This window comes from Streptomyces sp. SS1-1 (assembly GCF_008973465.1).
Classification (GTDB): Bacteria; Actinomycetota; Actinomycetes; order Streptomycetales; family Streptomycetaceae; genus Streptomyces.
The window spans coordinates 17,141-42,594 of the sequence record NZ_WBXN01000001.1; the positions used below are offsets into that span (position 1 = coordinate 17,141).

Sequence of the window (25,454 nt, forward strand, 5' to 3'; positions counted from 1 at the left end):
GTGCAAGGCAGTTGCCGGACCAGCTACCTCGGGGCGAAGCGACGGCCGAACGCCAAGGCCCTCGACGGACACGGAGGCTTCTGCCAGTCCCTGGGCGAGGCCGGGTCTCGCGACGAAGAGCGCGGCGCCGTGTTGACGACGCGCCCCGACGGCGAATGATCGTCTGCCAAGCTGACGCGATGAGCGTTCGCCCGTTCCCCTCCCGTGACCGCGCGCTGCGGCAGGTCATGCGCCGACACCGCAACGAGATCCCCGCCGCCTTCCGCGCCGCCCAGCCCGGCGGCCCCGAATCAGCACAGCGGATGCGTGCCGTCGTCGCGGCGCTTCCCGGCGCGCCCTCCTATGTCCTGTCGACGCGCCGCTCGGTATAGGGCCGCTCCCCCGCGCCCGCGGCCGTGTCCGAGAGCGAACCTCCCGCAACGGCTGTCCACTTCGGGAGGGCTCACGCACGAGCGGATCACCGAGGCGCGGGACGACGCTAGGGCAGGGTGAAGGACCGGTGCGAACAGCCGCGCCATGCGCCTCGCTCCAGTCGTGTGCAAGCCGATCTTGTTCGCGTTTCAGCGGTGTGCACCGAGGCGGAGCGAAGCGTTTCTCCGGTATGACCTTTCCCCCCACACGAGCGAGACACGGACGAAGCCGCTGATCAGCCCCTGCAGTGGGCGGCTATCAACGGTGCATGGTCAACGCCGTTCTTCGCGGTCTTGCTGCCGCAGCCCTCGCCGTCCTGCCCGTCCTCGCCCCCGCACCCGCGCAGGCCGCCGAGACCCTGCCGCTGGCCGACGCCGTCACCGGCCTGCCCGTGGCCCTCGAATCCCGCGACGGCTACGACCGCAACAAGTTCCGCCACTGGAACACCGGCGACGACCCGGCTGATGGCTGCAACACGCGCGCCGAGGTCCTCCTGCACGAAGCGATCACCCCGCCCACGATCGGTGCCGGATGCCGCCTTGGTGGCGGCAGCTGGTATTCCTACTACGACACCACCGTGGTGACAGCCGCCGCAGGCCTCGACATCGACCACATGGTCCCCCTCGCCGAAGCCTGGGACAGCGGAGCATCCGCATGGACCGCGCAAAGGCGCGAAGCCTACGCCAACGACCAAGGCGCCGAAGCCTCCCTCGTCGCCGTCACCGCACGCTCCAACCGCAGCAAAGCCGACCAGGACCCCGCCCAATGGCTGCCGCCGGCCACCGCCGTGCACTGCCGGTACATCGGCGAATGGGTGGCCACCAAACTCCGCTGGAACCTGACCGTCGACGAGGTGGAGCTCACCGCCCTGCAGGACGCGGCGGCCGGCTGCCGCGGACAGACGGTCACCTACGAACCCGCCCCCTAACAGGCGCCCGGCTTCAGGACATCGCAGAGCCCAGCAGCACTCCCGCAAGCGCTCCCGCGAGGAGAAATGGGCCGAACGCAAGCCTCGAGCGCCGACCGGCCCGGCCCGCCATCACAAGACCGATGCCGTACACCGCGCCGAACAGGCACCCGGCGAACACCCCGACCAGCAGAACCGGCCAGCCGTACCAGCCCAACACCGCACCCAGTCCGAGGGCAAGCTTCACATCACCCAACCCCAAGCCCCCGCTGAACAGGAAGAGCACGAAGAAGCAACCACCCAGAACAAGCAGGCCGAGCAGCGCAGACGTCCAACTGCCCCCGGCACCCGGGAACAATGAGGCACCACCCAGCAGCACACACGCCCCCGCGGCAAGCGGCAGCGTCAGCACATCAGGCAGCCGGTGAACGGAAGCATCGACGACGGCCAGCAGCACGCAGACCGGAGCGAGCAAAAGCCACACCACCAACTCCGGGCGAGCACCGGAAGTGGCTGCGAGCAAGGCACAGACCCCAACCGTCACGGCCGTGATCGCCAGGCTACCGGGGCCGCACCGATCCCCCGCCGAACAGCGAGCCGGGCCAAACCATCCGCCGCCAGTGCCCACGAGAGAGTGGCCCGCCGGACACTGCGACCGCCAGGGATCCCCGACAGGCACCGACAGCCGGTAAGCGGGACGGGATATCAGCACACCCGTGGCACCACCCCACACAACAGCAGCCGTGATCAGTAACGCCTCCACCCCACCGAGCCTAGACGCACCCAGCGGGAATCACGGGGCTACTTCTGACAGAGACGACACGGGCGGCTGTTGCATCCGCAGCCCTCCCTTTCTTCCGCCTGCCATCGCTCAGGGGACTGTAAAACGATCGGTGTAACTCCTGATCAAGGAAAATGCATCGATGACCAGCGACAACGTGACCGAGGCCGAGTCCGTCAAGGCTCCTGAGCCGCAGTCGGCGAAGAAGGTGGACGACCAGCTCATCGACGAGTTGGTCGGCCGCGCACAGGCCGAGGGACTGCAGCTGACCGGCGAGGGCGGGCTGCTCCAGCAGCTGACCAAGCGGCTTCTGGAGTCCGCCCTCGAAGGCGAGATCACCGACCATCTCGGCTATGACAAGCACGACCCGGCCGGGAAGAACGGCGGCAACAGCCGCAACGGCACCCGGGCCAAAACCGTGCTGACGGATGTCGGCCCGGTCGAGATAGCCGTGCCCCGCGACCGCGAGGGCAGCTTCGAGCCGAAGATCGTCAAGAAACGGCAGAAGCGCCTGTCCGGCGTGGACGAGATGGTGATCTCGCTGTCCGCGAAGGGCCTGACGACCGGTGAGGTCCAGGCCCATCTGGCCGAGGTCTATGGCGCCGAAGTCTCCCGCCAGACCATCTCCACGATCACCGACAAGGTCATGGACGGCATGGCCGAGTGGCAGAACCGGCCCCTCGACGCCGTCTATCCGGTGATCTTCATCGACGCGATCCACGTGAAGATCCGCGACGGCGCCGTGGCGAACCGGCCGATCTACGTGGCTCTGGCCGTCACCGTCGAGGGCCGGCGGGACATCCTGGGCCTGTGGGCAGGCGACGGTGGCGAGGGCGCCAAGCACTGGATGCACATCCTCACCGAGATCAAGAACCGTGGCGTGAACGACGTCCTCATGCTCGTCTGCGACGGCCTCAAGGGCCTGCCCGACGCAGTCGAGGCTGTCTGGCCCCGCACTACCGTCCAGACCTGCGTGGTCCACCTGCTGCGGAACTCCTTCCGCTATGCCGCCCGCCAGGACTGGGACAAGATGGCCAAGCTCCTCAAGCCCGTCTACACCGCTGCGACCGAGGAAGCCGCACTCGAGCGGTTCGCGGAGTTCGCCGACGCGTGGGGAAGGAAGTATCCGGCGATCGTCAGGCTCTGGGAGAACGCGTGGGAGGAGTTCACGCCGTTCCTCCGGTTCGACACCGAGATCCGCCGCATCGTCTGCACCACGAACGCCATCGAGTCGGTGAATGCCAGGATTCGGCGGGCAGTCAAGGCACGCGGCCACTTCCCGAACGAGACCGCGGCCTTGAAATGCGTCTACATGGCCATCATGTCGCTGGACCCCACCGGCAAGGGCCAGGCCCGCTGGACCATGCGCTGGAAGACTGCCCTGAACGCCTTCGACATCACCTTCGACGGCCGCCTCTCAGCAGCCCGTCAATAGCCCCAACACCCTGGTTACACCGCTCGTTTGACAGACCCTCGCTCAGCCCGGATGGTCACCGTACGGGCCGCACGATTCCGTTCTGTTCTTATGGGGTGACGTCGGGGGCTCGTGGGGGGTGTCCGCGGTCGATGCTGAAGACGACGCTGCTCCCGGTCTGCAGCGGGGTGGTGAAGATAGCGTGTGCCGCGACCTTTCCGAAGACATCGGGGTAGGTCTGGCCGTAGTGGGCCATGCCGCCAGCACCGAGCCGACTGAGCCCCGACACTTGCGTGTTGAGGATCTGCGCTCCAACCGCCTCTCCGACGGTGAGTCGGTACTCGGCATCCAGGACCGGCCGGAACACGTACACCTGGACGCGGATCTCCCGGTCCCGTCCCAGATATTTGCGGGCCGTGACGGTGAACTCGACCGTGTGGAAGCCGTTGTGGCGGCGTGGTTCGGACACCGGATAGCGGTACTCGACCGCGGGAGCCCCATGCAGGTTCGTCGAACGAGGTGCGGCGGCTCGCAGGACCTGCCCGTCGACGCTCACGTGGCCGACTGTGAAGCAGCCCGGGTCGCCTGGCATCAGGCCTTCGTCGACCTGCCAACGAAAGACGTAACGAGGGTCTCCCTCAAGGCGGGTGAAGGATTCGTCAGTCAGTGAGGACACGCAGATGAATCGCAGCTCGCGCGGTATCTCATGCACCTGATAAGACACGCGCATGGCTTGCCGTGCATAGCCATCCGGGTCGGGGGCTCCGAGGTGGCAGTCCCATCGGTAGCGCGCCAGCGCCCCCGCGAAAAGGTTCTCCCTGATCGGCTCCAGAACTTCACGCAGGGCGTCGTCGATGGCCTGGTCGACCTGCAACGTCGTGTCGCGGATGGTGATCTGTCCGAAGATGAAGCTCACCATCGCGGCCGATACGAGTGTGGTGCCGATGACTTCCAGCGACTTGATAACGACGTCGTCATGGGCGCGGTTGACCGAGAGCACGAGCGCAACCGCCCCTACCACGAACACCAGCAGGTTGTAGATGCGGACGGTGCGCCGCACCTCGTTCATGAGGCGGCGTTGGTCGCTCATCGACGGTCCCGTCACACGGCTTCGCCGAGCAGCCGCCAGACGTCTGCGATGCAGTCTCCGATCTCCATGCCGACGTGCGCCGTGTCTGACTGGTCGTCCGTGAGGAAGACCGCCACCACATCCCTGTCCCGTCCATAGAGAATGCCCGCGTCGTGAGCAAGTCCCCGGAGGCTACCGGTTTTGTGCGCCACGGGCAGTTCGTCCGGCAGGCGCAGCGGGAGCCGGAAGTTACGCATGCTGTTGCGCATGGCCCGAACCATGGTCTGCAGGTGTGGCTGAGATGCGGTGTACTCAAGGATGAGGGACATATCGGCGGCCGTTGTCGTGCTTTGCCGTGCCGGCGCTGCGAGTTCGTCATCAGTGAATCCGACACGCATACAGGTCTCAACCGCTCCGATTCTGTGTGCGGTCTGCGTCACGGCTGTCATGCCCACCCGGTCCGTCAGGTAGGAGCCGATGGGGTTGTCGCTGGTGGAGAGCATGAGGCAGCACAGCTCCCGCAGAGTGAACGTGTGCTGTTCGTCGAATACTTCGAGCAAGGACGGATACGCCGTCGTGCCAAGATCTGATCGAGACACAGTCTGCTCGGCGTCCAGCTGCTCCAGAGTCGTGATGGCCAGGGGAACCTTCATCAGACTCGCGGCCGGGAACACTCGACTGGCATGGCGTTGGACGCACACGGGGCTGCCTCGCAAGGACTGCACCACGACGGCTCTCGAAGGATGGGTACTGACGAATGCGTCGATGCGACTCTCAACATCCATTCCAGCCCCCGTGTTGGCTGTCTCCGGCTGCCTCAGGGTAAGGCGCCGGCGACCTGGGCGTCTATGCGACCCCAGCCCGCAGCCCGGGCCTCGGAAGGCGGTCACGTGTGATCGGTCCTGGTCCGTCCCTGCTGTGCGGGCTCGTCGCGCACGTGCCGATGCGGGAAGAGCGGGGCGGTGCTGTACCGCCTCCGGGGCCAGACGGGCAGGCCCCGGCATTGGGGCGAAGCGCTTCCTCGGTATGACCTTTCGACTCACACGAGGGCCCCTGTAACGAAACCGCTGGCCATGGACCCCGCCGTATCTGCAGCTGTCATCGCCGTGCCCACTGCGGTGCTCGCTGCCACCGCCGCGTACGCCGGGGGCGATCTCAGGCTCGGAGCGCCCATCGCGGCCCTGTTGATGCGGTGCGCCGTCAACATCAACGCGACGCGTATGCCGCCTTCCTGGCGGCTCTCCACGCCTACCAGACGGCAACGCAGTGGGACGCGTGCTACAAGCGCGTCACGGCCGAGATGCACGCCGTCGGCACATCTCCTGTGGACTGGGCCGAGACGGCTGCGGACCGTACCCGCGTGCTGGTCGCGGACGCGTCGTTGGATGACCTGATGCGGACTGGTGCTGCTGTCGACTTGGAGGGGCCCGAGCACATCGCTGCGTGTGCCGCAATCACGTTGGGTACCGCTCGTGAGCTCCGGAGGGTGGCCAGTTGGCCACTCTGGTCTTACGACGATCCCTCCGCTGTGGTTGCAGCGCACGGACGACTGGGGGTCGCGATCACAGATTTCGTACAGGCGGCGCGCGCTCATCTCAACGACTTCGACGGATGAGCCGCCGAGCCTAGTGCGCCTGCGGGCAACCGGCCCTTGCAAACCCAGTTGTCCTGCTCAGGCCTGTGACTGGCTGAGGGTGCGTCCGGCAATGTCCCGGCGGAACTGCGGGGCGTTATTGGCGATGACGTGCCGAGAACGTCCCTACCGGCCAGTGACGCCGTCTCGAGACCGGACCCTGGCGGCTCATGCGCAACAAGGAGAAGGCGTTCCACAGGCAAGCCGACCCACTTTCTCGGCGTGGGCCGTGGGTACGCTGCCTGCATGATTCGCGCTGTGATCTTCGACGTCGGTGAGTGTCTCGTGGACGAGACGACCGAGTACGGCACCTGGGCGGACTGGCTGGGGGTACCCCGTCACACCTTCCATGCGATGTTCGGCGCGGTCATCGCTCAGGACCGCGACTATCGGGAGACCTTCCAGGAATTTCGGCCCGGGTTCGATCTCAATGTGGAGCGGGAGCGGCGGGCGCAGGCAGGACGGCCGGAGGCGTTCGGTGAGGAGGATCTGTATCCGGATGTGCGTGAGGCCCTGGCGGCCTTGCGCGCGGGTGGTCTATGGCTGGGCATCGCGGGGAACCAGACGGTGCGCGCCGGGCGGATCCTGCGGGAGCTGTTCGCCGGGGACGTGGACCTGATCGGGACGTCGGACGACTGGGGCGCTTCAAAGCCGGCGCCTGAGTTCTTCGAGCGGGTGGCGCAGGTGGTGCCGGTCGAGGTCGAGGAGATGTTGTATGTCGGGGACCGGGTCGACAACGACATCCGTCCGGCTCATGCGGCGGGGATGCATACGGCGCTGGTGCGGCGGGGGCCGTGGGCGACGATCCAGTGGCGTAGCGAGGAGGCGTTGAAGCTACCGACCTTTCGGGTGGAGAGCTTGCTGGAGCTGTCGGGTTTGATCGCGCGGTTCAACGGCTCAGTGCGCTGATGGCGGTTGCCCAGCCGTAGAGGCGGTCGTCGAGTTCGCGTACGCAGGGTTGGTGCTGGTGGTCGGTGAGCAGGCGGCGCACTTCCCGTATGCGGTCCATGCCCATGGCGTACCAGGTGCACTCGAGGGCGTCGAGGGCTTGAAGGGCGTACTGGCAGGCTTGTTCGGGCTGGCCAGACATGGCCTCGACTGCGGCGAGGTCGCCCAGGACAACTGTTCGCTGTTTGTCGTCGGTGGGGCTGAGGGTGCTGAGGGCTTGTTGGAGAGTCTGTCGGGCTTGGGGCAGGTGGCCTGCGATGAGTTGCGTGTTGCCTTTGAATGCGGCGAGGCGGACGGGGGTGAACCAGTCCAGCCATTCGGGGCTGGTAGGGCTACTGCCGGCGCTGAGGACATGCTCCGCGTGGTCGATGAGCTGTAGTGCGGTGCGGGGCTGGCCGCAGCGTGTTTCACATTCGGCTTCTACCGCGTCCAGCCAGGCCAGGAGGTTGGCGCAGGCTGGACCTCGGCGGGCGTAGGTGCGGGCGGCGGTCATCCGCTCGAGGGCGGCTTCCCTGTTGCCGGTCCAGGCGGGAATGAAGGCGGAGTGCGCGAGGATGGCTGCGCCGAGCAGGGGAGCATCGGCCTCGCCTGCTGCCTGCAGCGCGCGGACGAGGGTCTGCTGGGCGCGGTCGGCGTCGCGTAGATCGAAGAATTCGATCCGTGCGGTCAGCAGCCACGTCTCGCCGAGCGCTGCGGCGATGTATTGGCGGGTCTTGCCGGCCGCTTCTGTGAGCAGGGCGCATCCCAGGGTGGCGTGAGCGAGCGTCGTGGGGTGGAGAGTGGCGGGTGCGACGGACCAGTACAGGCGGCGGTGGGATCGAGTGATGGCGGTGTAGTCGTCCGCCGCGGTGGCCGGCTGCAGGGAGGCAGGCCGCCTGGGTACGGACGGTAGACCTGATTTCGTTCCAGGGGCGGCGAAGGCGACGTGCCGAGTGCGGTCGGGGTCCGGGCCGTTCGGTGGGGTGAAGCCCAGGGACACCAGGTCTTGGCCAAGGAGGCGGGAAAGGGCGTGGCCCACTTCTGGCTGTGGCCACGGTGGAGTGCTGGACTCCCATCGGCGGACCTGACGTACTCCGACGTGCAATGCATCTGCGAGGGCCTGCTGTGAGTGGTAACCGGCCGCCACACGGGCGGATTTAAGTCGAGTGTTGCCTGCAGTGGGCACGGTGTCTCACCTCCGCGTCATGGATGCTGACGGCAAGTGTCGCCGAAAGTCCTCCACTTGACCACTCTGCATCCGTGTAGGCCTGGAAGTCCTTTTCTGTGCCGCGAGAAGACCTATTGAAGTCCTCGGATTCCCGCTCATTGAGGACCAGGCTGACACTCCTTAGTTGATTCTCAGGCGCCAAGGAGTCACGTGATGCCGCACACTGTCCCGCCCTCAGCCTCGCAGCCCCACGTGCCGACAGATCAAGACAGGCTCGCGGCCAGCATGGGTCGACGGCACAGTGTCGGATCTATCGCGCTCCTCACGGAAGGAGGCTCGGCACCAGCCGGACTGCCCTTCGCACTCCCCCAGAGCACCGGTGAGGAGCCGCGCCGGGTAGACCGGCCTGTCAGACTGAGCCTCTGCACGCTTGGGGCACTAGCTCATACGCCCGAGGACGATCGCGCACACCCAACTCCGCACCGGACGCTCGCCTTTACCCCATCGGGCACGGCCCGATGAACCGCGCCCCGTCGGCTACGTCAGCGGCCCAGCCCCTCGACATCGACACCATGCGCCACACCATCAGCCGACTCCTCGGCCCGGACGCACCCCCGCCAGCGAGTGAGGAACTGGGAGTGTGGGAGGTCCTGGTCCGCGGGCACATGCAGTTGATCATTCCCGAGGTCGAACGTGCTGCTCTGGCTCGTGGTCTGGATGATGTGTCCGGCTACTGTGCTCTCGCCTGCGTCGGGGAGGCCCGCGGCAAACTCCGTTCAGCGGTCGGGCCGGGAGCGGAGCGTGCTGTAGTGCACGCGCGCCGGCTTACCCGGTGCCTGGCCGCGCTGTGTGACCACTACGAGGCACTGACCGGTGTCACGACGTGTCTGGCCTGCGATGAGCCGTTGCGGAACGGTGAGGAAACACTCCCCTACGACCACAGCCGCCCCAGCGGAGCGGCCACCCGCGCAGGGCGCATCCACGCCCACTGCGCCAACACCGTCCGCCGTCACTGACCCTCCCTCCACCCGCGATCGGCACCAGCGCCCCTCGAGCCCGAGCACGGCTGCCTTGCGGGCGGGCCTGATTCCCTCAACGTACGCCGACCGGCTCGCCCCCAACGCGACATACACGCACCCCCGGCCCTGACACCGACCCTTAATACCGCCACCGGAGACTCCTGATGAACACGCACGCCGATCCCCCACCCACCAGCCCACCGCCTCACCCGCGATTACCGCTGCGCAGCGAGCGGGCGCCTGATGCTCCTCACGTGGTCCGTGAGTGGCTTGCCAGCGCGCATGAGGTTCCCGCTCGGGCGCAGGCGGAGTGGAGTGATCAGGGTGTGGCGCTGTTGCCGCTGGGGCATCGGTTCGCCGCTGTGCGTGTCCCCGGTGTGCTGGTCCATGCCGCCGCCGGCACCGACATGCCGGAGCAGGTTGCGGACATGCTGCGTGCGGTGCTGGACGGGCCGGTGATCCATGATCACCTCAGCGCCGGGCCCGTCTACTACGCCCTCGTCGCTTACGGCCGCGGTACCAGTTGGTGGGGGGCGGACGACACCCCTCTGCTGACCACTGGTAGCTATCTCGGGGTGCCCGTCCTCCATCGGATCGCGCCGCCTGGCACCTACTGGGTGATCCCGCCCCGCTACCGCAACGACCTCTGTTCGCGGGAGGCCGTCTTCGACCTCATCCTCAAGGGCCGACGGCAGTTGCGCGCGGTGACGCCCCCGCCCGGCAGAGCCTGATGGCCTTCGGCATGTGCACCGTTCGGATCCGGTGGAACGGACGCCGGCAGCACAGCTGAGGGATTGTCACTGCTGGCCGGCCCACCCTTCCGGGGCGGACCACTGACCGATCCCGGTTGCTCGTTCTTTCCCCCGAGGCGGGCAGCCGGGGCCACCCCCTCAGCGCCCACGCGCACGAGCGTGGGCGCTGAGCTGGAGGGGCCGTTGCCTCGCGCTCCCCCGCCACTGGTCAGGCGGTGCGGCGTGAAGGGGTGTTGTTCGTGGTCGGGGTGCTGCTGGTGGAGGTGTTGGTGGCGGAGCCGTGCTTGGCGCGGCAGACGGCGATGGTGGTGTCGTAGCCGACGGTCAGGGAGGTCAGTCCGAAGGCCATGAGGCTGTCGCCGGCCTGGATGGTGTGGGTGAAGTGCAGGGTGGCGGTGGTGGCGATGGCGGGCAGGGCGAGGCTGCCGATGGGGCGGCGCATGGCCTTGATCTTGCGGACCCAGCGTTCGCGGATGTGCTTGGGCGGGATGACCTTGAACCAGTTGCTGCTGGAGGAGGGGTCGTGCGGGGTGTCGTTGTCGACGAGGGCGAGGGGGGTGTCGTTCATGGTGGTTCCTCGAAGGGGGCGTGCGGGTTGCGGGTGCGGGGTGGTTCGGTGGGTCAGGCGTCGTTGAGGTCGAAGCCGAAGTCGTCGTCGAGATCGTCGGGTACGGCGAGGGGGTCGAGGTCTTCGGCTGCGTGGGCTTCGGCGGTGAGGATGCGGCGGATGCGGCGGGCGGCCCACAGGTCGCGGGCGATGATGAAGTCGCCGAAGGACTGTTCGCCGGTAACGGCCTTGAACATGTAGCGGCTGGCGTCCCAGGGCTTTTCGAGGACTTCGCCGCTGTCGAGGAAGAGGACGATCATGCCGTGGCCGGTGGCGACGGGGATGATCGCGGAGTTGAGGACGGGTTCGGTGAGGTGGAAGGCGACGGGGACCTTGCCGCCGAGGACGGCCTGGGCGACGGCGCTGCTGGTGTCGTAGGGGAAGAGGGGTTCGGGGTAGTGGCGGCGCATGCGGGAGGCGCTGTCGGTCATCGAGTGGGGCAGGACGATGTAGTTGGGGTCCTCCTCGGCGACGGCGGGTTCGCCGGTCATGGCGAGCCAGCCGTCCTTGAGGGTCAGGCGCCAGGAGCCGGAGCAGTCGCTGAGCAGGGCGGTGGCGGCGGTGACCTGGGCGGCGTACAGGGGCCGGCCGGGGATGTAGGTGGTGACGGCGATCGAGGTGGCCTGGGGGTCGCCGGTGGACAGCCAGCGGCGCAGGGAGCCGGTGAAGCAGACGCTGACGACGGGGCGTTCGGCGCGGACGTGGGCGCGGAAGGCGGCCTCGCGCTCGCGGGGGGTGCCGTCGGCGCCCAGGACGGTGGGGGTGCGGCCGCCTTCGGTGTCGAGGCTGTGCAGGGTTTGTTCGACGGCTTCGACGAGGCGGCGGCGGCATGCCGCGGCCTGGGTCTCCTCGTGGGCGTCGCGGGAGGGGATGCCGGGCGGGATGTAGCGCTGGCCGAGGAGAGCGAGGACCTTGCGGTCCTGTTCGTCCTGGGTGAGGGGCTGGTCCAGGTCTTGGCCGTAGATCTTCTCGCGGGCGAAGGTGTCGAACATGTGCAGGGCGGTGCCGCAGACGTGGGCGGTGACGCCGCCGGCGCCGAGGGGCTGCTGGGGGCCGTTGGTCAGGGCCTGGGGAAGGTCGTGCACGTGAACTCCTCGGTGGGTGCTCGTCACTTGCCACTGTGCGCGGGGCGTGCGCGGCTCATTGCGCTGCGTAGCCTCGCCTCAAGCGGGCATTCATGTAGTCCAGTTGGAGGATTGCATGTCCGACTACGACACGCCCTCAACACGCCAGATTTCCGGAAGTGTTGAAGGCCACACCAGAACCTGTACAACCGGTGACCGGTAGTTGACGTCTAAGGCGACACATAGCGGTAAGGCACTACGGGAATGCTTGTAGTGCCGTAGTCTGAGCGGCGTTCAGTCAGCGGGGGGCCGGGACCTGCGTGTTCCGACCACCCTGATACGACAGTGGCGTGCCCCGGTCCCTGGCACGGACGGGGTAGCAGCCCCGACGAAGGGAACACGCGTGTCGAACGATCACAGGAAGAGCCCCGGCGAGGACAAGGACCGGCAGGTCGTCGTCTCTGTCAGGTTTCCCTCAGAGCTCCTGGACCGTATCCAGGCCATGGCCGCGGTGACGTCCACCACCGCAAACGCCCTCATCCGCGAGGGCATGGAGGCCTACGTGCAGCAGCGGGCGGCCAGCCCGGAGTTCAAGAAGGCCAGCGAGACCTACATCGCCCAGGCCCAGGCCCGGGTCGCCACCGTGCTCGGCACCGCGGGCGAGGCCCGCGCAGCGCGCGGCTGACATCGATATCCCGGATCGCCAGGCGACAGGTGTGCACCCGTGCCCACTTTCATCGATCCACTCCCCTACGGTCCCCACACGCCGGGGCCCCTTCACCGGGCCCCGGCATCCCCGCACTCGAAACGCACGGCGTCCTGAACCCGCTCGGCGAGCTCGCGTTCGGGCAGCACCAGGACGTGGCCGTCGTCGCTGCGGGTGGCCAGCCGCTCGACCTCACGGGTCAGCCCGTGCTGCAGCCGCCGGGTGGTGCCGTGACGGCGGACATAGCCGGCGAACTGCTCCACCCCCAGAAGGAATTCATCGTCCGGGCCGTCGACGTGCCCCTGAAGCTGATCGCGCCAGTGCTCGGCCTCCTTCAGCTCGCCGAGCTGGAGATGGTGCAGGTGCAGGCAGTAGGCGGCGGTGCGGTCCCCCGCGCCGGCGGCGAGCTGCCACCAAAACGACGCACTCTCGGGATGACCGGCGAGGTAGAGCATGCAGGCGAAGACGAGAGCGCCCTCGATGTCCATGTCCTTGAGCGGGGCGCACCGGTCCGTGCCCGCACCGGCCACGCCGATCTCCTCGGCCAGCCGCTCGACATGACCGGCCGCCTGCGGCAGGTTCAAGACCCACCGGGCCACCACCGCCAGGTGGTGCCCCGCCCTCGGCCCCGGCGGCACCTCCCGCTCACCGGGCACACACGACAGTGCGCGCCGCCTCGGTACGCTCGGCGCGCTCGGCGCGTACCCGGCGTCCTCGGCCAGGCGGCGCAGTCCCGCGCCGGCGTCGAAGGGTCGCCGCTCCTCGCGCAGGGCCCTGCCGGCCGCGCCCAGGCGTTCTGCCACACTGCTCACGTGCGGTCTCCTTCCTTCTTCAGATGGGTGGAAACGGCCTGCTCCAGACGCTCCTTGGCCTTGCGGCAGTGATAGTCGACCGTGCTCGCCGACACACCCATGTACCAGCTGATCCTGCCGGTGTCGCACATCAGGACGTGCCGCAGCACGATGGCGTCGAACTGGCGCGGAGGCAGGCTGCACATCGCACGGAACAAGCCGATGTCGCCGCGCAGCAGCGACAGCTTCCTGCGAAAGCCGTCCAGCGCCTGCGACAGGACCACACGGCGCAGGATCGCCCAGGCCTGCTGCTGCAGGTTGCGCTCCTCCAGCAGAGCGCCCCAGTGGTTGAGGATCTCCAAGAAGGCCCGGTGGACCGCCTCCTCGGCGGCGTCGTTGGTGCCCAGGTAGAACAGGGCGTACTCGTGCCAAGCCTCCTGGTTGGCCACATAGAGGGCCTCGAACTCCAGGGGCAGCGCCAGCACCGCCCCGGCGTCGGCGCCGACATCGGCGACAGGACTGTGGCCGTCCTCGGCCCGAAGGTCTTCGGTCATGAGTCCTCTTCATCGAGGGCTGGAAAGAAAGATGTCAGCGCCGCGGCCCCGCACGGTTCCGCCGCCCGCTGCTGGTGACCACTCAACCCGCCGATCGGCCCGAACACGCATGCCCGCAGGGACGAAAATCACGCAACGAACATCACCGAACGCCGTAAGTGATCACCGAATGCGGGCGCATCCGCCGTGAACTGCGCCGATGTGCCGAGCCGCCCCCGGCGCACGCACCCCCACCCCACGCCCCCCTGTGATCCACATCACAGACCATGCCACGCCAGACCAGCACCCCCGGCCCCACGAACGGGTGACATGCGCCCAAAACTCCCACCCACAGCACCCGGGACATGCCGTACCGAAACCTACCCACACGTCAACAACGGCCGAAAACAGCGTGAGTGCGGTGGTACTCGGCCTCGAAAGCGCCTCCGCGCAGCGCATCCGCACATCTCGCGTCTCGGCCTTCGTCAGCGCGCGGCACAGCTGCTCACCGACGTGCTCCAGAACCTGCTCGATCTCGCGGTTGAGTTCGGAGAGTTCGGCCAGGGCCGGCCCGAGTCGGGCGGCCTTCATGGCCCGCTTCGGTGAGGCGCCGGAGGCCAGGTGGCGGGCGGCGATCCCTCGGCATCGGGATGCATGCCGAGCCCGAACAAGGCCCGCATCTGCGCATCGCTCACGACCCCGGACAGCCCCAGACCGCTCCCTCCCTACCCGTGCCACACCCCCGGTGGCACTCGGGCACGTTGGAGAACACCGCCGGCTCGGCACCCCGGGCGCCATCCCCGCGGGCGAGCTCCAGCCGGTAGTAGCGCTCGCGCCCCGCGGTGAACGCGTTCGCTGTCATCCCCACCAGGTAAGAAGATCACCGTCGCGAGGGCCGGTGCGGACGGAGACCCGCCTAAGAGGGCGATACGCGAGCTGATGTCCGGTTCGGGACCGCGGGTTGAGTGAGGTTGGCGGGTTGGGTGTCCGGTCGGAGGTCAGGGGCCGAGCCGGGCGAACACGCCCCTGGTCGGAGTGGGTCTGGGCGGTGAGCCCGTCGAGGTGTTGTGGCACCATCCCGGTTGTGGATGAGCGTACGCATGACGTGGACTGGTCCGACTTGTTCCATGCCTCAGGACCTGCCGGCGACACGCCGCGGCATCTGGCAGCTCTCCTCGACGACGATGCCCGGGCTTCCGCCGACGGGTATTCGCACCTGTGGTCGGCGACGCTTCGCCGCGAGGGAAGGGCCTGGCCTGCAACGGCGCCCACCGCGCTGCTTGTCGTCGAACTCCTGGACAATCCGTTGCTCGGACCCGACGATCCCTCCCTGCGCGATGCCATGCTCGCCTACCTCTACGAGGTCGGCGTCGCCGCTGACCTCGGCGATCGGGCTGGGGAGATTCGTGATCGGATCCAGGATCGCGCACCGGAGCTGCGGGCCTGGACCGTGGACTACCTTACGGCCGATGCGGATGGCCGGGCGCGGATGTGGCAGGACGGCACGGGGCTGGGTGAACTCGTCCTCGATCAGGCGGCGCTTGCCTGCTTCGACCTCGTTCCCGCGCTCCTGCGGCGGACAGTGCCGCACCTCGCGTCGGAACGGTCCAGACGCAGGACATGCGCCGCGGCGGCGGTCGGGTCACTGGCGCGGCATCCCGCAGCCGCCGCACAGCGTCCGGGGCTGCTGAAGGAGTTGACGTCGATGGCCCGAGCCTCCGATTCCTCGTACGATCTGGCAACGATCCTGATTGCCATTGGCCATCTCGGCGGGGATACGCGGCCCTGGCTGACTGATCGGCACCCAGGCGTTCGGGTCTGCGCGGCCCTGGCACCCGGCCTTGCCCATGACGCCACGGCGAGCCAGATGCTGTTGGAGCTGGAGCGGTCGCCGCAAGCGTTCGGCAAGTCCTTCGGCGACATGGCTCCGCCCCTGCAGCTCCAGTCCAAGTCGTTCCAGGATCTGCTCGCAGGACGACGCGCGAGCTGACGGCCCGTGTCTGCGACGGGATTACGGTCGCGGCAAGGTGAACAGCCCCTGCTCGGCCTCAAGCAGGATTCCCCGGTCGGCGAGCCGCTTGAGCTTCTGGCGGACGTTGTTGATGTTGCTGTGCGCGATCTCCACGTCCATCGCCTCACGGCCTGCCCGGTTCCGCAGTGGGTGATGGTGTCAGGTCGCGCCGAGGCCGTTCAGGAGGGTGTCGGCGACAAGATCGGCGGCCTGCGGGGGTTCCAGGTCGGGGAACCGGTGGGCGACGGTGTCGACGAGTTCGTCCAGGATCGTGCGTGCCCAGGCCTCGTCGACGCCTGCTTGCGGGTCTGTCAAACGAGCGGTGTAACCAGGGTGTTGGGGCTATTGACGGGCTGCTGAGAGGCGGCCGTCGAAGGTGATGTCGAAGGCGTTCAGGGCAGTCTTCCAGCGCATGGTCCAGCGGGCCTGGCCCTTGCCGGTGGGGTCCAGCGACATGATGGCCATGTAGACGCATTTCAAGGCCGCGGTCTCGTTCGGGAAGTGGCCGCGTGCCTTGACTGCCCGCCGAATCCTGGCATTCACCGACTCGATGGCGTTCGTGGTGCAGACGATGCGGCGGATCTCGGTGTCGAACCGGAGGAACGGCGTGAACTCCTCCCACGCGTTCTCCCAGAGCCTGACGATCGCCGGATACTTCCTTCCCCACGCGTCGGCGAACTCCGCGAACCGCTCGAGTGCGGCTTCCTCGGTCGCAGCGGTGTAGACGGGCTTGAGGAGCTTGGCCATCTTGTCCCAGTCCTGGCGGGCGGCATAGCGGAAGGAGTTCCGCAGCAGGTGGACCACGCAGGTCTGGACGGTAGTGCGGGGCCAGACAGCCTCGACTGCGTCGGGCAGGCCCTTGAGGCCGTCGCAGACGAGCATGAGGACGTCGTTCACGCCACGGTTCTTGATCTCGGTGAGGATGTGCATCCAGTGCTTGGCGCCCTCGCCACCGTCGCCTGCCCACAGGCCCAGGATGTCCCGCCGGCCCTCGACGGTGACGGCCAGAGCCACGTAGATCGGCCGGTTCGCCACGGCGCCGTCGCGGATCTTCACGTGGATCGCGTCGATGAAGATCACCGGATAGACGGCGTCGAGGGGCCGGTTCTGCCACTCGGCCATGCCGTCCATGACCTTGTCGGTGATCGTGGAGATGGTCTGGCGGGAGACTTCGGCGCCATAGACCTCGGCCAGATGGGCCTGGACCTCACCGGTCGTCAGGCCCTTCGCGGACAGCGAGATCACCATCTCGTCCACGCCGGACAGGCGCTTCTGCCGTTTCTTGACGATCTTCGGCTCGAAGCTGCCCTCGCGGTCGCGGGGCACGGCTATCTCGACCGGGCCGACATCCGTCAGCACGGTTTTGGCCCGGGTGCCGTTGCGGCTGTTGCCGCCGTTCTTCCCGGCCGGGTCGTGCTTGTCATAGCCGAGATGGTCGGTGATCTCGCCTTCGAGGGCGGACTCCAGAAGCCGCTTGGTCAGCTGCTGGAGCAGCCCGCCCTCGCCGGTCAGCTGCAGTCCCTCGGCCTGTGCGCGGCCGACCAACTCGTCGATGAGCTGGTCGTCCACCTTCTTCGCCGACTGCGGCTCAGGAGCCTTGACGGACTCGGCCTCGGTCACGTTGTCGCTGGTCATCGATGCATTTTCCTTGATCAGGAGTTACACCGATCGTTTTACAGTCCCCCGCGGTGCTGATCTCGGTCAAAGTGAGGCTGCGATCACGCCATGGCAGGCTGGTCGCCGAATATTCGAACAGTCTGTTCGATAGAACTGTCCCCGACCCGGTGTCAGTCATCAGGCCTGACACCGTATGAGCTCGGGGGTTCGATCGAATGAAAACGACGTGGTTCAGACGCCGCGCCGCGCAGGTCACGGCCGTGATGCTGCCGGCTGCCCTGCTGACGGTAGTGCCGTCGGCAGCGACTGCGGCAGATGCCGGCGAGCTACGGGTGGAGACGTATGTGCTGCCTCTCGGGGCGGCGAAGCCTTCGCTTGAGGAGTTGCAGAACGGGGACGGCACGGCTCGGTTGCGGCAACTGGCTGCTGCGGCACCGCAGGCGCAGTCGGCGCTGGAGACAGTCGGCCCTGCCGCTTCTTTCGGTTCGTTGTCGACGCAGGCGTCCGGCGACGCGCCTTCAGTGTCGGAGCGGGATCGGTCGTCCGCGGCTGCTGGGCCGCGGGCAACTGCTCCGGAGCCGGCGAGGAAGATGAGCTTGGATGAGTGCGCGAAAGGTCTGGGCACCGACAAGAAGTTCTTCGTCAAGTCACGGTTCGCGGTGTGCGACGGGGCATCGTTCGTCCAGACCTGGTTTCGGAACAACCGCCCTGTGGGCGAGAGCATGTTCAACGTTCGCGTGATCGGCACCGTCGCGCGCAACAGCCGCACGATCAACTACGCGTACCACTTCAGCGACTTCCTCAAGACCGGCAGCAACGCCGCCGACGGGCTGTCGATCACGACCAAGGGGAGCACCCCCGCAGAGCTGGCCTTCCAACGTGCGCTACACCCGTGGTGGCGACCTGCCGACGGGGGCGAGAACCTTTGCTCAGCTGAGGACGCAGGGCACCTACAAGCAGACGGTTCTCGCAAAGCCGGGTCAGGGCACGGGATCGGCTGACCTCGTCTTCGCCGTCTACGAGCCGACTGTGAAATACACCGCCCCGGCGCCCTGGACTCTCAACGGCAACGGCGGCAACCTGTTCATGCTCGCCCCTCGCTGGGATGCAGCGTCCTACCTGGCCAACTCCACCGGAGGCGGGAATCCGGACAGGAAGGGCGCCGCGACGTTCAGCTACATAACCCCGCTCACCCTGAGCGCGAAGCCGGGCGCGGAGGAACGGGCAGAAGCCCAGCACATCCGACAGGCATTCCTGGTCCCGCAGGACACCAAGCCGTACATGTCCGCGAAGAAGGTGCCCGGCCAGACGGCCAAGGAACCACTGCACCGGACCGTCAGCGAACCCCGCAACAAGAAGAACAGAGCGGCGGCGGTCAAGCAGTGCAAGCGCTACTGGGGACCGAACTACACCAACGGCGGCAAGGAATGCGATGAGTACCCGTTCGCCAGCACCTACGAAGGCGCCGCAGAAGTGGACTACGACCCGGAGGCCAAGAAGTTCAACTTCTCCGCGAAGCCGATCCCGGGTGATGACAACCAGGCCGGCGGCCTGATCCTGAAGAGCTACTACGCCAAGAACCGCATCATCGACGGATTGAATGACGGCTTCATCGTCAAGATCGTCACCTAACCGGATGCCTTACCGGCGGGGGCGGCGCCCAGGGCCGCCCCCGCCCACCGGTTCCGCGTGCTACGCGTCGGCCGGCCAGAACTGCACGAGGTAGCGCTCCACACCGTCACCGGTGCCTTCGCCCTCCGAAAGCGCCGCAGCCGCGGCCCGGCCAACGCAGCCGACGCGCACGCGCCAGGAGCCGCCTGCTTCAGCCAGCGTGATGACCTCGCCCGTCCGGCCCGTGTGCATGGACCACACCGCGACCTGCCCGCTCGTCGACTCGAAGTCAGCTTCAGCCTGCTCGTCCCAATCATCGGGATCGTTGGGGGGCGGCGCCCCGTCCCACACCTCGACGTCGACCGTGGCGGTGTGGGTATGCCCGCCACTGGTGATGTCCAGACGCCCCGGATGCATGCCGAGGAAAGAGCGGCGGTGAAAGTCGTCAGGGAAGGGGACGGGCAAGTCCGCGTCGTCGGACTCCTGGAGTCCGAATGCGTGGTACCCCACCAAAGCGCTCACGCGCTGTCGCCGGACAAGCTGCGCCACAACTACCCCTTCACTTGAGAACACGGCCCTTCTCCAGGATGCTAGATCGCTACCTGCAAGGGCACACAGCACAGCAAATCAGCCGCAGTGACCGTTGAGGGACGTTGATGTGCCCTTCGCGTGCGTGGAAGGCCCGTGCGGCGGCCAGGCCGCGCTGGAAGGCGCGCTCGCGCGCCGGCAGGCGGCTCTCCACCTGCGAGGAGGCGGATGTGTCAGATAGTACGACTAGCCCCAACTCCTGCAGCAACAACTTCTGTTCAGGGTGTAGGCGGTCGGAACGGGCGCGCTGGGCCTCAATCCAGCTCTCTGCCTCGGCGGCCGTCTCGTTGGCTGCCAGGTTCTGACGGGCAGCGTGGTAGGCCCGTTGTTAGGTGATCGGCCAGGGCGGGTTCCACCACCGGTCCAGGACGGTGAGGAGGGAGCCGTCCAGATCTACTACGTCCTCTATGGAGCGGCGCAGGCTCTCATGGCCGGGGTTGCCTCGTCCCCGGCGCCGTGAAATGACGGTCTGGGCTGCGTGACCCGTGGTGGAGTGACGCCGACGAAATCAGCGTCGAGTGGCAGGATGCGACCGTGCTGCGTGCGTCGGTGTCACAACAGTACGAGTTGCCGACGCAGCGGCTTCAGCTTTGAGCATGCCAAGTGCGGTGACGGGCGCCCGGTGGACATTAAGATCTGGTCCTTCACTTAGCGGTCGGCGGGACGCTGGGAGATGCGCACCGTCCGGGCGACCGCTTTGGCACTCTTGAGTGAAGTCCAGCGGCGACGTGCCGTCGGCCGCGTAGACGACGCAGCCGGACAGGATCGCACCGGGTACTGGCCGGTGAACGCCGCGCGCTTGACGATCTTGCGGTGCAGGTTGATCCGGGTGCGGGAGATGAGCGCGCCCGGATGGCCCGCCGCCACGTCGGCCCGCCACGGTTCGCCCGGCCACCAGCCCTCACCGCGCGGGCGCCCGCGGAGCTTGCCCAGGCATCCCTGGACCGTCACCTTGATCGCCGAGACGATGCTGGCAGCAGGGGCTTACCGACCTGGGTGCGACCGGCAAGCTCACGCGCGCCTACCAACCGCAGACAACGGCAAGGTCGACCCTGCTCGACTAATGGGCCGACCTGCGGCTACACCAGCAAACACAGAACCCGCGGCACGGACAGCCTTCCTACACACCTACAACCACCACCGCTGCCACACCGCAGTGGCCAGCCACCCATCAGCCGCGTGGACACTGCGGGTCATCCACACCTGGGCGCCAGCCACCACGTCGGAATATACTCTGCTTAACAGATGGTTTGCTGTGATGGCAGTCATTTGAGACGCGCATGGTGGATGGACTGAAGATGGAACTGGGAATCGCACTCAACCCGTCGGAACCCGGGGCTTCCGCGGACGCGTTCGGCAAGCTGGCGAGGCAGGCGGAGGAACGAGGCCTCACGCTGGTTGTCGTGGAGACACCGGGCGGACCGGGCCGCCTCACGGACCGGAGGGACGCGGTGGGGGCGGAAACCTCCGCTGCAAAGCAGCCGCCCGACGGTACCGGCGCACACGCCCTGGAGACCGGTCTCGACCCGTGGACCGCGGTCACCTGGCTGGCGGGCAGGACTGAGAGCATCGCCCTCGGGCTCGCCCTTCCACAACCCGCGCAAGCGTCACAGAAGGATGCCAGGGCGCCCTATCCGACGGTGGTGGCGAAGGCCCACGAGAGCTTTGACATCCTCGCACCGGGTCGGCTCCTCACGGACGCGTCCGCATGGGTGACCGCCCCCCGCGGTGCCTCGCAGGAGGAACTGTCCGCCCTGGCCGCGGGTGGCAAGCCCGTCGTGGTGCCCGTCGACTCGGCGCAGGAGGTGGACTGGCTCGCGGCCCTCCAGCCCACCACCTCCGAAAACCCCGGCCGGCGGCGTTCGCGTGCCGTACGCGCGCGCCGCCACCCGGGTATCGACTACGAGTCGATACCGGATTCCCTGGCGGCCGGGGCGGTGGAACCGGGCGACGGGGACTACCGCGGCGTCTCCTCCAACTATCTGCGCGGCGGTGCCCCCGGACTCGTCCTGCGTCCCGGCACCCCAGACGAGGTCGCCGACGCACTCGCCTACGCGCGGCGCCACACCCACCTGCCACTGGGTATCCGCAGCGCTGGCCATGGCGTGAGCGGCCGCTCGACCAACAAGGGCGGCCTCGTCATCGACGTGCGGCGGATGAACTCCATCGAGGTGCTCGACCCTGGGCAACGCCTCGTACGCATCGGCCCTGGAGCGACCTGGAAGCAGGTGTCAGCCGCCCTCCACCCGTACGGCTGGGCGCTCGGCTCTGGTGACTACGGCGGCGTCGGGGTCGGAGGGCTCGCGACCGCGGGTGGCATCGGGCTGCTCAGCCGCGCCCACGGGCTCACCATCGACCATCTGCGCGCCGTCGAGATGGTGCTCGCCGACGGCAGCCGGGTTAGGGCGAGCACCGATGAGCACTCCGACCTTTTCTGGGCAGTGCGAGGTGCCGGAGCCAACTTCGGTGTCGGCACCGCGTTCGAGTTCAAGGTGGACGAGGTCACCGAGGTCGGACACGCCGAACTGGGGCTGATCACCGACAACATCGGTCAGGCGCTGGCCGATTTCGGCCGGATCGCCTCCGAGGCGCCTCGTGACACCACCGTCTTCCTCGTCACCGGGCGGCCTCGGCAGGGCTACTGGAACATCCAGCTCTACGGTGTCGTGGACAACCCGGATCCCGACGTCATCGTGGAGCGGCTGACCCCCTTCGCCCAGATCGGCATGCTGACGCAGCAGCAGGTCGTCGTCACCCCCTACGCGGGCGTCATGAGCAAGGCTGCCGACGTCGGTCCCGAGGGCCACCAGGGCTTCGGCGATCCTGTCTCCCGCTCGGCTTTCCTCCCGGAGCTCACCCCCGAGTTCGCGCGGGACGCCGCAAGGCTCCTGAGCACGGGACAGGTGTACTTCTTCGAATTGCGCGCGATGGGCGGCGCCATCGCCGACGTCCCTCCGGAGGAGACCGCCTTCGCCCACCGGTCGTCCGCCTTCCAGCTGACCGCCATGGGAGGCGACGAGCAGGCGCTGAACCAGGTCTGGGATCCGCTGCGGCACCACTTCCACGGTCTCTACTTGAGCTTCGAGACCGACCTGCGGCCCGAACGCCTCCGCGACGCTTTTCCCCCCGCGACCCTGGAGCGGCTGCGCCGGATCAAGCGCTGCTACGACCCCCACAACCTCTTCCGGGACAACTTCAACATCATTCCGAACCCGGGCGAACAGGCCGCCCCTGTTCCCGCCCCCCTCAGCTAAGGACGCACCCGAATGACCGACTACGGACATGACCTGCTCTTCGGCTCGTTCGTCACGCCGACCGCGGGCAGGGCCGGCCAGGCCGTCGAGCTGGCCGTCACCAGCGAACGCGCCGGCCTCGATCTGGTCACCTTCCAGGACCACCCGTACCAGGCCGCGTTCTTGGACACCTACACGCTGCTCGCCTACGTGGCGGGCCGCACCGAACGCATCCACGTCAGCGGTAACGTCACCAGCCTGCCGCTGAGACCACCGGCCGTGCTGGCGCGGGCGGCGGCCTCCCTGGACATCCTTTCCGGGGGCCGGTTCGAACTGGGCATCGGCGCAGGTGCGTTTTGGGACGGCATCGCCGCCATGGGCGGCCGGCGCCTCACCGCAGGACAGGGCGTCGAGGCGCTGCGCGAGGGCATCGCCATCATCCGCGATATATGGGACACCGACACCCGAGGCGGCGTACACCACCGCGGTCGCTACTACGAGGTCGACGGGGCCAAGCGCGGCCCGCGTCCCGCGCACGACATCCCGGTCTGGGTCGGTGCCTACAAGCCCAAGATGCTTGCCCTCACCGGCGCCGTGGGCAACGGATGGCTGCCCTCCATGGAGTACCTGCCGCGAGGGGTGGGCTCGCTGCCCGAGATGAATGCCCTCATCGACGAGGCTGCCCAGTCGGCCGGCCGTTCCCCGTCCGACGTACGCCGCCTGATGAATTTCATGCGGGCTGAGTTCTCGCCCACCTCGCGCGGTCTGCTGAACGCCCCGGCCAAGGCGTGGTCGCAGCAGATCGCCGAGCTTGCGCTGGAACACGGCCTCAGCACCTTCATCATCGGCGGCGACGACGCGGCCACCATCGAGCGCTTCAGCGCCGAAGTGGCCCCGGCCGCCCGCGAACTCGTGGCGCGCGAACGGGGCCGCTGACGGAAGACAGACCTTCCTCCTGAGTGCAATGTCCTCCGCCCGGCCCCTGGGGCCCGGGGAAGGACGCTCCTGGCGATGAAGGTGTATAATCGCGTCCCCAGGGCTCCCTTTCCACCGGCGACATGGCGTCACGAACCGTTGCCGACAAGACCTCGGAGCAGTCGCCCCGCGACATCAGCTAACCGAGAACGGGGCATCACTCAAGACGGCTTTGCCCTCCCCCTCCCCGATAAGGACGATCTGGACTGGACCGCTGCCAACGGCTTCATTGTGCGCGGCGAAGAAGGTCTGATCCGGTATGTCGGCGAGGAGAAGCTCGCCGTGAAGGATCTTCGGGCCTGCGCTCGTGGTCATCTCCTACCAGGACGACGACGTGGCTGTCGCATTGCCAACGACTCCCCCTTCGGTCTGCAGGCACACGTCTTCTCGAGCAACCCCCAGCGAGCTCACCAGGTCACCGAACGAATCGAAGCCGGAACCGTCCTCGTCAGCAGGATCTTCGACGACTCCGAGGCTCCCTTTGGCGGAATGCAGCAGCCGGAGATCGGGCGCCACCATCACAGATACGGGCTCGTGTCCTACCTGAAAACCCGAGCCATCACCGCGTGACATCCGAGAAGCGTCGCCGTGGAGCATGCGCACCGCAGACCGTTGGCCGCGATTCTCGGTTGGTCTTCTGCCATCTGCCGGTTGTGTCCCATCGCCGGCTTGGGTAGACCGACCAAGCGGATCATGTTGTGCCGACTACGGCGGCTAGTGAGGCCAAATGATGGCGGCACTGCCGCCTCGGCGGCTTGCCACAGCTAGCGCCGCCGTCAGACAACGCCCATCGTGCCGACGTCCCAGACTGGTGACCGACTCGCTCGCTACACCAGGGCGGCGACGGCTTGTGCGACCGGTGTCTCTCCGCTGATCAGTTCAACCGTCCGCCCCGCTGCGCCGGGTGTATCAAGCAGCGCGGCCAGCACTGCGGCAACATCTTCGCGTGGGACACCGCCCACCCCGGTCGCGGGTGCCAACAAGACCTTCCCAGTGCCCTTGTCATCGTTCAGCAAGCCAGGCCGCAGAATCGTCAAGTCGAGCGTCTCGCGTGCGCGCAGAGCCTCATCAGCAGCCCCCTTGGCTCTCAGGTAAGCGCCGAACAAGGGCGAACTGCCGTGCTCGTCCTGTCCATTGTTCGGATCGTGTTGCCGCAGGTAGGCCCTGAATTCCGGATCGACAGCCCCGTCTACCGCTTGAGGATCAGCCCCCATCGACGACACGACCAGATATCTGCGCACGCCGGCGGCCTCCGCCCCGTCAGCAAGGAGCAATGCTGCATCGCGATCAACCAGTTCCTTGCGTTCTGTCCCTGTGCCTGCGCCGGCAGCCGCTGCGAAAACGACGGCATCCGCGTCCTGCACCAACTCCGCGATGCGCTCGACAGATGCGGTCGCGAGATCCGCCACAAACGGTTGGGCACCCACAGCGACTAGGTCATCCGCCTGCTCAGGTTTCCGGATGATCCCTGCGACGGAATCCCCGCGCTCGGCAAGGATGCGTTCCAAGAGGAGCGCGACTCTTCCATGTCCGCCGGCGATGACGATACGCATGATCGTGACCCTAGCGGCCGGACGCCGCCTCGCCGGCTCTTCGACACACCTGGCGCCCCAGTTGAGCTACGCCGACCGACCGGC

At 67.5% G+C, this 25,454-nt stretch carries 27 protein-coding genes and 2 pseudogenes; 15 read left to right on the forward strand and 14 right to left on the reverse strand.

Annotated elements, in window-relative coordinates:
- Positions 1–179 precede the first annotated feature (179 nt).
- A complete protein-coding gene (locus F8R89_RS00055) occupies positions 180–371 on the forward strand; it encodes a hypothetical protein (protein ID WP_151782004.1) in 192 nt (63 codons plus the stop codon).
- Positions 372–679: 308 nt separating this feature from the next.
- Positions 680–1,339, forward strand: coding sequence for an HNH endonuclease family protein (locus tag F8R89_RS00060; protein WP_151782005.1), 660 nt, complete (start codon positions 680–682; stop codon positions 1,337–1,339).
- Positions 1,340–1,352: 13 nt separating this feature from the next.
- Here the strand turns inward: F8R89_RS00060 and F8R89_RS00065 are convergent, their stop codons facing one another.
- Entirely contained in the window at positions 1,353–2,081 is a 729-nt protein-coding gene (locus tag F8R89_RS00065) for a prepilin peptidase (RefSeq protein ID WP_151782006.1), read from the reverse strand.
- A 160-nt stretch (positions 2,082–2,241) separates the two neighbouring features.
- Here F8R89_RS00065 and F8R89_RS00070 point away from each other — a divergent pair, with 160 nt between their 5' ends.
- The gene (locus F8R89_RS00070; RefSeq protein ID WP_151782007.1) at positions 2,242–3,534 is read left to right on the forward strand and encodes an IS256 family transposase; all 1,293 of its coding nucleotides are present in this window, start codon (positions 2,242–2,244) and stop codon (positions 3,532–3,534) included.
- Positions 3,535–3,622: 88 nt separating this feature from the next.
- Here the strand turns inward: F8R89_RS00070 and F8R89_RS00075 are convergent, their stop codons facing one another.
- The gene (locus tag F8R89_RS00075; protein WP_151782008.1) at positions 3,623–4,603 is read right to left on the reverse strand and encodes a hypothetical protein; all 981 of its coding nucleotides are present in this window, start codon (positions 4,601–4,603) and stop codon (positions 3,623–3,625) included.
- 11 nt (positions 4,604–4,614) lie between these two features.
- Positions 4,615–5,586 (reverse strand): serine hydrolase, encoded by a 972-nt coding sequence (locus tag F8R89_RS00080; RefSeq protein WP_318841255.1) that lies wholly within the window; start codon positions 5,584–5,586, stop codon positions 4,615–4,617.
- A gap of 875 nt (positions 5,587–6,461) precedes the next feature.
- Between F8R89_RS00080 and F8R89_RS00085 the strand changes: the two genes are divergently transcribed.
- Positions 6,462–7,124 carry an HAD family hydrolase gene (locus F8R89_RS00085; protein WP_192805994.1) on the forward strand — a complete coding sequence of 221 codons (663 nt, stop codon included), beginning with the start codon at positions 6,462–6,464 and terminating at the stop codon, positions 7,122–7,124.
- Here F8R89_RS00085 and F8R89_RS00090 read toward each other — a convergent pair.
- Positions 7,105–8,328 carry a helix-turn-helix domain-containing protein gene (locus F8R89_RS00090; RefSeq protein ID WP_151782011.1) on the reverse strand — a complete coding sequence of 408 codons (1,224 nt, stop codon included), beginning with the start codon at positions 8,326–8,328 and terminating at the stop codon, positions 7,105–7,107. The genes F8R89_RS00085 and F8R89_RS00090 overlap by 20 nt on opposite strands.
- Positions 8,329–8,882: 554 nt before the next feature.
- Between F8R89_RS00090 and F8R89_RS37275 the strand changes: the two genes are divergently transcribed.
- Together F8R89_RS37275 and F8R89_RS00095 are read left to right on the forward strand one after the other, a co-directional pair.
- Positions 8,883–9,326 (forward strand): DUF6415 family natural product biosynthesis protein, encoded by a 444-nt coding sequence (locus F8R89_RS37275; protein ID WP_225994250.1) that lies wholly within the window; start codon positions 8,883–8,885, stop codon positions 9,324–9,326.
- 329 nt (positions 9,327–9,655) lie between these two features.
- Entirely contained in the window at positions 9,656–10,060 is a 405-nt protein-coding gene (locus F8R89_RS00095) for a hypothetical protein (protein WP_151782012.1), read from the forward strand.
- Between the two features lie 229 nt (positions 10,061–10,289).
- Here the strand turns inward: F8R89_RS00095 and F8R89_RS00100 are convergent, their stop codons facing one another.
- Together F8R89_RS00100 and F8R89_RS00105 are read right to left on the reverse strand one after the other, a co-directional pair.
- The gene (locus F8R89_RS00100; RefSeq protein WP_151782013.1) at positions 10,290–10,649 is read right to left on the reverse strand and encodes a hypothetical protein; all 360 of its coding nucleotides are present in this window, start codon (positions 10,647–10,649) and stop codon (positions 10,290–10,292) included.
- 53 nt (positions 10,650–10,702) lie between these two features.
- Positions 10,703–11,773, reverse strand: coding sequence for a hypothetical protein (locus tag F8R89_RS00105; RefSeq protein ID WP_151782014.1), 1,071 nt, complete (start codon positions 11,771–11,773; stop codon positions 10,703–10,705).
- Positions 11,774–12,155: 382 nt separating this feature from the next.
- Between F8R89_RS00105 and F8R89_RS00110 the strand changes: the two genes are divergently transcribed.
- Positions 12,156–12,437: a hypothetical protein gene (locus F8R89_RS00110; protein WP_151782015.1), complete on the forward strand. Its 282-nt coding sequence runs from the start codon at positions 12,156–12,158 to the stop codon at positions 12,435–12,437.
- A 92-nt stretch (positions 12,438–12,529) separates the two neighbouring features.
- On the opposite strand, the gene F8R89_RS00115 is transcribed toward F8R89_RS00110, so the two are convergent.
- Both F8R89_RS00115 and F8R89_RS00120 read right to left on the reverse strand, forming a co-directional pair.
- Positions 12,530–13,270: a hypothetical protein gene (locus F8R89_RS00115; protein WP_318841242.1), complete on the reverse strand. Its 741-nt coding sequence runs from the start codon at positions 13,268–13,270 to the stop codon at positions 12,530–12,532.
- Positions 13,267–13,803, reverse strand: a complete 537-nt coding sequence (locus tag F8R89_RS00120) for an RNA polymerase sigma factor (RefSeq protein WP_151782016.1) — start codon at positions 13,801–13,803, stop codon at positions 13,267–13,269. The genes F8R89_RS00115 and F8R89_RS00120 overlap by 4 nt, the downstream gene beginning before the upstream one ends.
- Before the next feature lie 1,063 nt (positions 13,804–14,866).
- Between F8R89_RS00120 and F8R89_RS00130 the strand changes: the two genes are divergently transcribed.
- Positions 14,867–15,772 carry a hypothetical protein gene (locus tag F8R89_RS00130; RefSeq protein WP_151782017.1) on the forward strand — a complete coding sequence of 302 codons (906 nt, stop codon included), beginning with the start codon at positions 14,867–14,869 and terminating at the stop codon, positions 15,770–15,772.
- Between the two features lie 180 nt (positions 15,773–15,952).
- Here the strand turns inward: F8R89_RS00130 and F8R89_RS00135 are convergent, their stop codons facing one another.
- Positions 15,953–16,108 carry a hypothetical protein gene (locus tag F8R89_RS00135; RefSeq protein ID WP_192805995.1) on the reverse strand — a complete coding sequence of 52 codons (156 nt, stop codon included), beginning with the start codon at positions 16,106–16,108 and terminating at the stop codon, positions 15,953–15,955.
- Positions 16,109–16,135: 27 nt separating this feature from the next.
- On the reverse strand, positions 16,136–17,428 hold the full coding sequence (locus F8R89_RS00140; RefSeq protein ID WP_151782007.1) for an IS256 family transposase: 1,293 nt from the start codon (positions 17,426–17,428) through the stop codon (positions 16,136–16,138).
- Between the two features lie 197 nt (positions 17,429–17,625).
- On the opposite strand from F8R89_RS00140, the gene F8R89_RS00145 reads away from it, so the two are divergent.
- Positions 17,626–18,411 carry a hypothetical protein gene (locus F8R89_RS00145; RefSeq protein WP_151782018.1) on the forward strand — a complete coding sequence of 262 codons (786 nt, stop codon included), beginning with the start codon at positions 17,626–17,628 and terminating at the stop codon, positions 18,409–18,411.
- A gap of 28 nt (positions 18,412–18,439) precedes the next feature.
- The gene (locus tag F8R89_RS36435) at positions 18,440–19,042 is read left to right on the forward strand and encodes a NucA/NucB deoxyribonuclease domain-containing protein (protein WP_225994251.1); all 603 of its coding nucleotides are present in this window, start codon (positions 18,440–18,442) and stop codon (positions 19,040–19,042) included.
- Between the two features lie 60 nt (positions 19,043–19,102).
- On the opposite strand, the gene F8R89_RS00155 is transcribed toward F8R89_RS36435, so the two are convergent.
- Entirely contained in the window at positions 19,103–19,570 is a 468-nt protein-coding gene (locus tag F8R89_RS00155) for a hypothetical protein (RefSeq protein ID WP_151782019.1), read from the reverse strand.
- A 107-nt stretch (positions 19,571–19,677) separates the two neighbouring features.
- On the opposite strand from F8R89_RS00155, the gene F8R89_RS37280 reads away from it, so the two are divergent.
- Complete coding sequence (locus tag F8R89_RS37280) at positions 19,678–19,914, forward strand: transposase zinc-binding domain-containing protein (protein ID WP_192805996.1); 237 nt, start codon at positions 19,678–19,680, stop codon at positions 19,912–19,914.
- Between the two features lie 407 nt (positions 19,915–20,321).
- Here the strand turns inward: F8R89_RS37280 and F8R89_RS36440 are convergent.
- Positions 20,322–20,584 (reverse strand): annotated as a pseudogene (locus F8R89_RS36440) (transcriptional regulator); the annotation flags it as partial.
- Between F8R89_RS36440 and F8R89_RS36445 the strand changes: the two are divergent.
- The 3 genes and pseudogenes from F8R89_RS36445 to F8R89_RS00175 form a co-directional block, all read left to right on the forward strand.
- A pseudogene (locus F8R89_RS36445) lies at positions 20,581–20,851 on the forward strand (hypothetical protein); the annotation flags it as partial. The pseudogenes F8R89_RS36440 and F8R89_RS36445 overlap by 4 nt on opposite strands.
- A gap of 470 nt (positions 20,852–21,321) precedes the next feature.
- Entirely contained in the window at positions 21,322–22,863 is a 1,542-nt protein-coding gene (locus F8R89_RS00170; protein WP_225994252.1) for an FAD-binding oxidoreductase, read from the forward strand.
- A 12-nt stretch (positions 22,864–22,875) separates the two neighbouring features.
- Entirely contained in the window at positions 22,876–23,778 is a 903-nt protein-coding gene (locus F8R89_RS00175; RefSeq protein ID WP_151782021.1) for an LLM class flavin-dependent oxidoreductase, read from the forward strand.
- Between the two features lie 174 nt (positions 23,779–23,952).
- Here the strand turns inward: F8R89_RS00175 and F8R89_RS36040 are convergent, their stop codons facing one another.
- The gene (locus F8R89_RS36040) at positions 23,953–24,132 is read right to left on the reverse strand and encodes a hypothetical protein (RefSeq protein WP_192806010.1); all 180 of its coding nucleotides are present in this window, start codon (positions 24,130–24,132) and stop codon (positions 23,953–23,955) included.
- On the opposite strand from F8R89_RS36040, the gene F8R89_RS37285 reads away from it, so the two are divergent.
- Positions 24,100–24,387, forward strand: a complete 288-nt coding sequence (locus F8R89_RS37285) for an aldehyde dehydrogenase family protein (protein ID WP_225994268.1) — start codon at positions 24,100–24,102, stop codon at positions 24,385–24,387. The genes F8R89_RS36040 and F8R89_RS37285 overlap by 33 nt on opposite strands.
- A 257-nt stretch (positions 24,388–24,644) precedes the next feature.
- On the opposite strand, the gene F8R89_RS00185 is transcribed toward F8R89_RS37285, so the two are convergent.
- A complete protein-coding gene (locus F8R89_RS00185; RefSeq protein WP_151782023.1) occupies positions 24,645–25,370 on the reverse strand; it encodes an NAD(P)H-binding protein in 726 nt (241 codons plus the stop codon).
- Positions 25,371–25,454 lie beyond the last annotated feature (84 nt).

Bases quoted from the DNA above. Each gene is read 5' to 3' on its own strand.
- F8R89_RS00055 (WP_151782004.1), top strand. From the start codon at position 180: ATGAGCGTTCGCCCGTTCCCCTCCCGTGACCGCGCGCTGCGGCAGGTC.
- F8R89_RS00060 (WP_151782005.1), top strand. From the start codon at position 680: ATGGTCAACGCCGTTCTTCGCGGTCTTGCTGCCGCAGCCCTCGCCGTC.
- F8R89_RS00070 (WP_151782007.1), top strand. From the start codon at position 2,242: ATGACCAGCGACAACGTGACCGAGGCCGAGTCCGTCAAGGCTCCTGAG.
- F8R89_RS00075 (WP_151782008.1), bottom strand. From the start codon at position 4,603: ATGAGCGACCAACGCCGCCTCATGAACGAGGTGCGGCGCACCGTCCGC.
- F8R89_RS00080 (WP_318841255.1), bottom strand. From the start codon at position 5,586: ATGCCGGGGCCTGCCCGTCTGGCCCCGGAGGCGGTACAGCACCGCCCC.
- F8R89_RS00085 (WP_192805994.1), top strand. From the start codon at position 6,462: ATGATTCGCGCTGTGATCTTCGACGTCGGTGAGTGTCTCGTGGACGAG.
- F8R89_RS37275 (WP_225994250.1), top strand. From the start codon at position 8,883: ATGCGCCACACCATCAGCCGACTCCTCGGCCCGGACGCACCCCCGCCA.
- F8R89_RS00100 (WP_151782013.1), bottom strand. From the start codon at position 10,649: ATGAACGACACCCCCCTCGCCCTCGTCGACAACGACACCCCGCACGAC.
- F8R89_RS00120 (WP_151782016.1), bottom strand. From the start codon at position 13,803: ATGACCGAAGACCTTCGGGCCGAGGACGGCCACAGTCCTGTCGCCGAT.
- F8R89_RS00140 (WP_151782007.1), bottom strand. From the start codon at position 17,428: ATGACCAGCGACAACGTGACCGAGGCCGAGTCCGTCAAGGCTCCTGAG.
- F8R89_RS00145 (WP_151782018.1), top strand. From the start codon at position 17,626: ATGAAAACGACGTGGTTCAGACGCCGCGCCGCGCAGGTCACGGCCGTG.
- F8R89_RS37280 (WP_192805996.1), top strand. From the start codon at position 19,678: ATGTGCCCTTCGCGTGCGTGGAAGGCCCGTGCGGCGGCCAGGCCGCGC.
- F8R89_RS00175 (WP_151782021.1), top strand. From the start codon at position 22,876: ATGACCGACTACGGACATGACCTGCTCTTCGGCTCGTTCGTCACGCCG.
- F8R89_RS36040 (WP_192806010.1), bottom strand. From the start codon at position 24,132: ATGACCACGAGCGCAGGCCCGAAGATCCTTCACGGCGAGCTTCTCCTC.
- F8R89_RS00185 (WP_151782023.1), bottom strand. From the start codon at position 25,370: ATGCGTATCGTCATCGCCGGCGGACATGGAAGAGTCGCGCTCCTCTTG.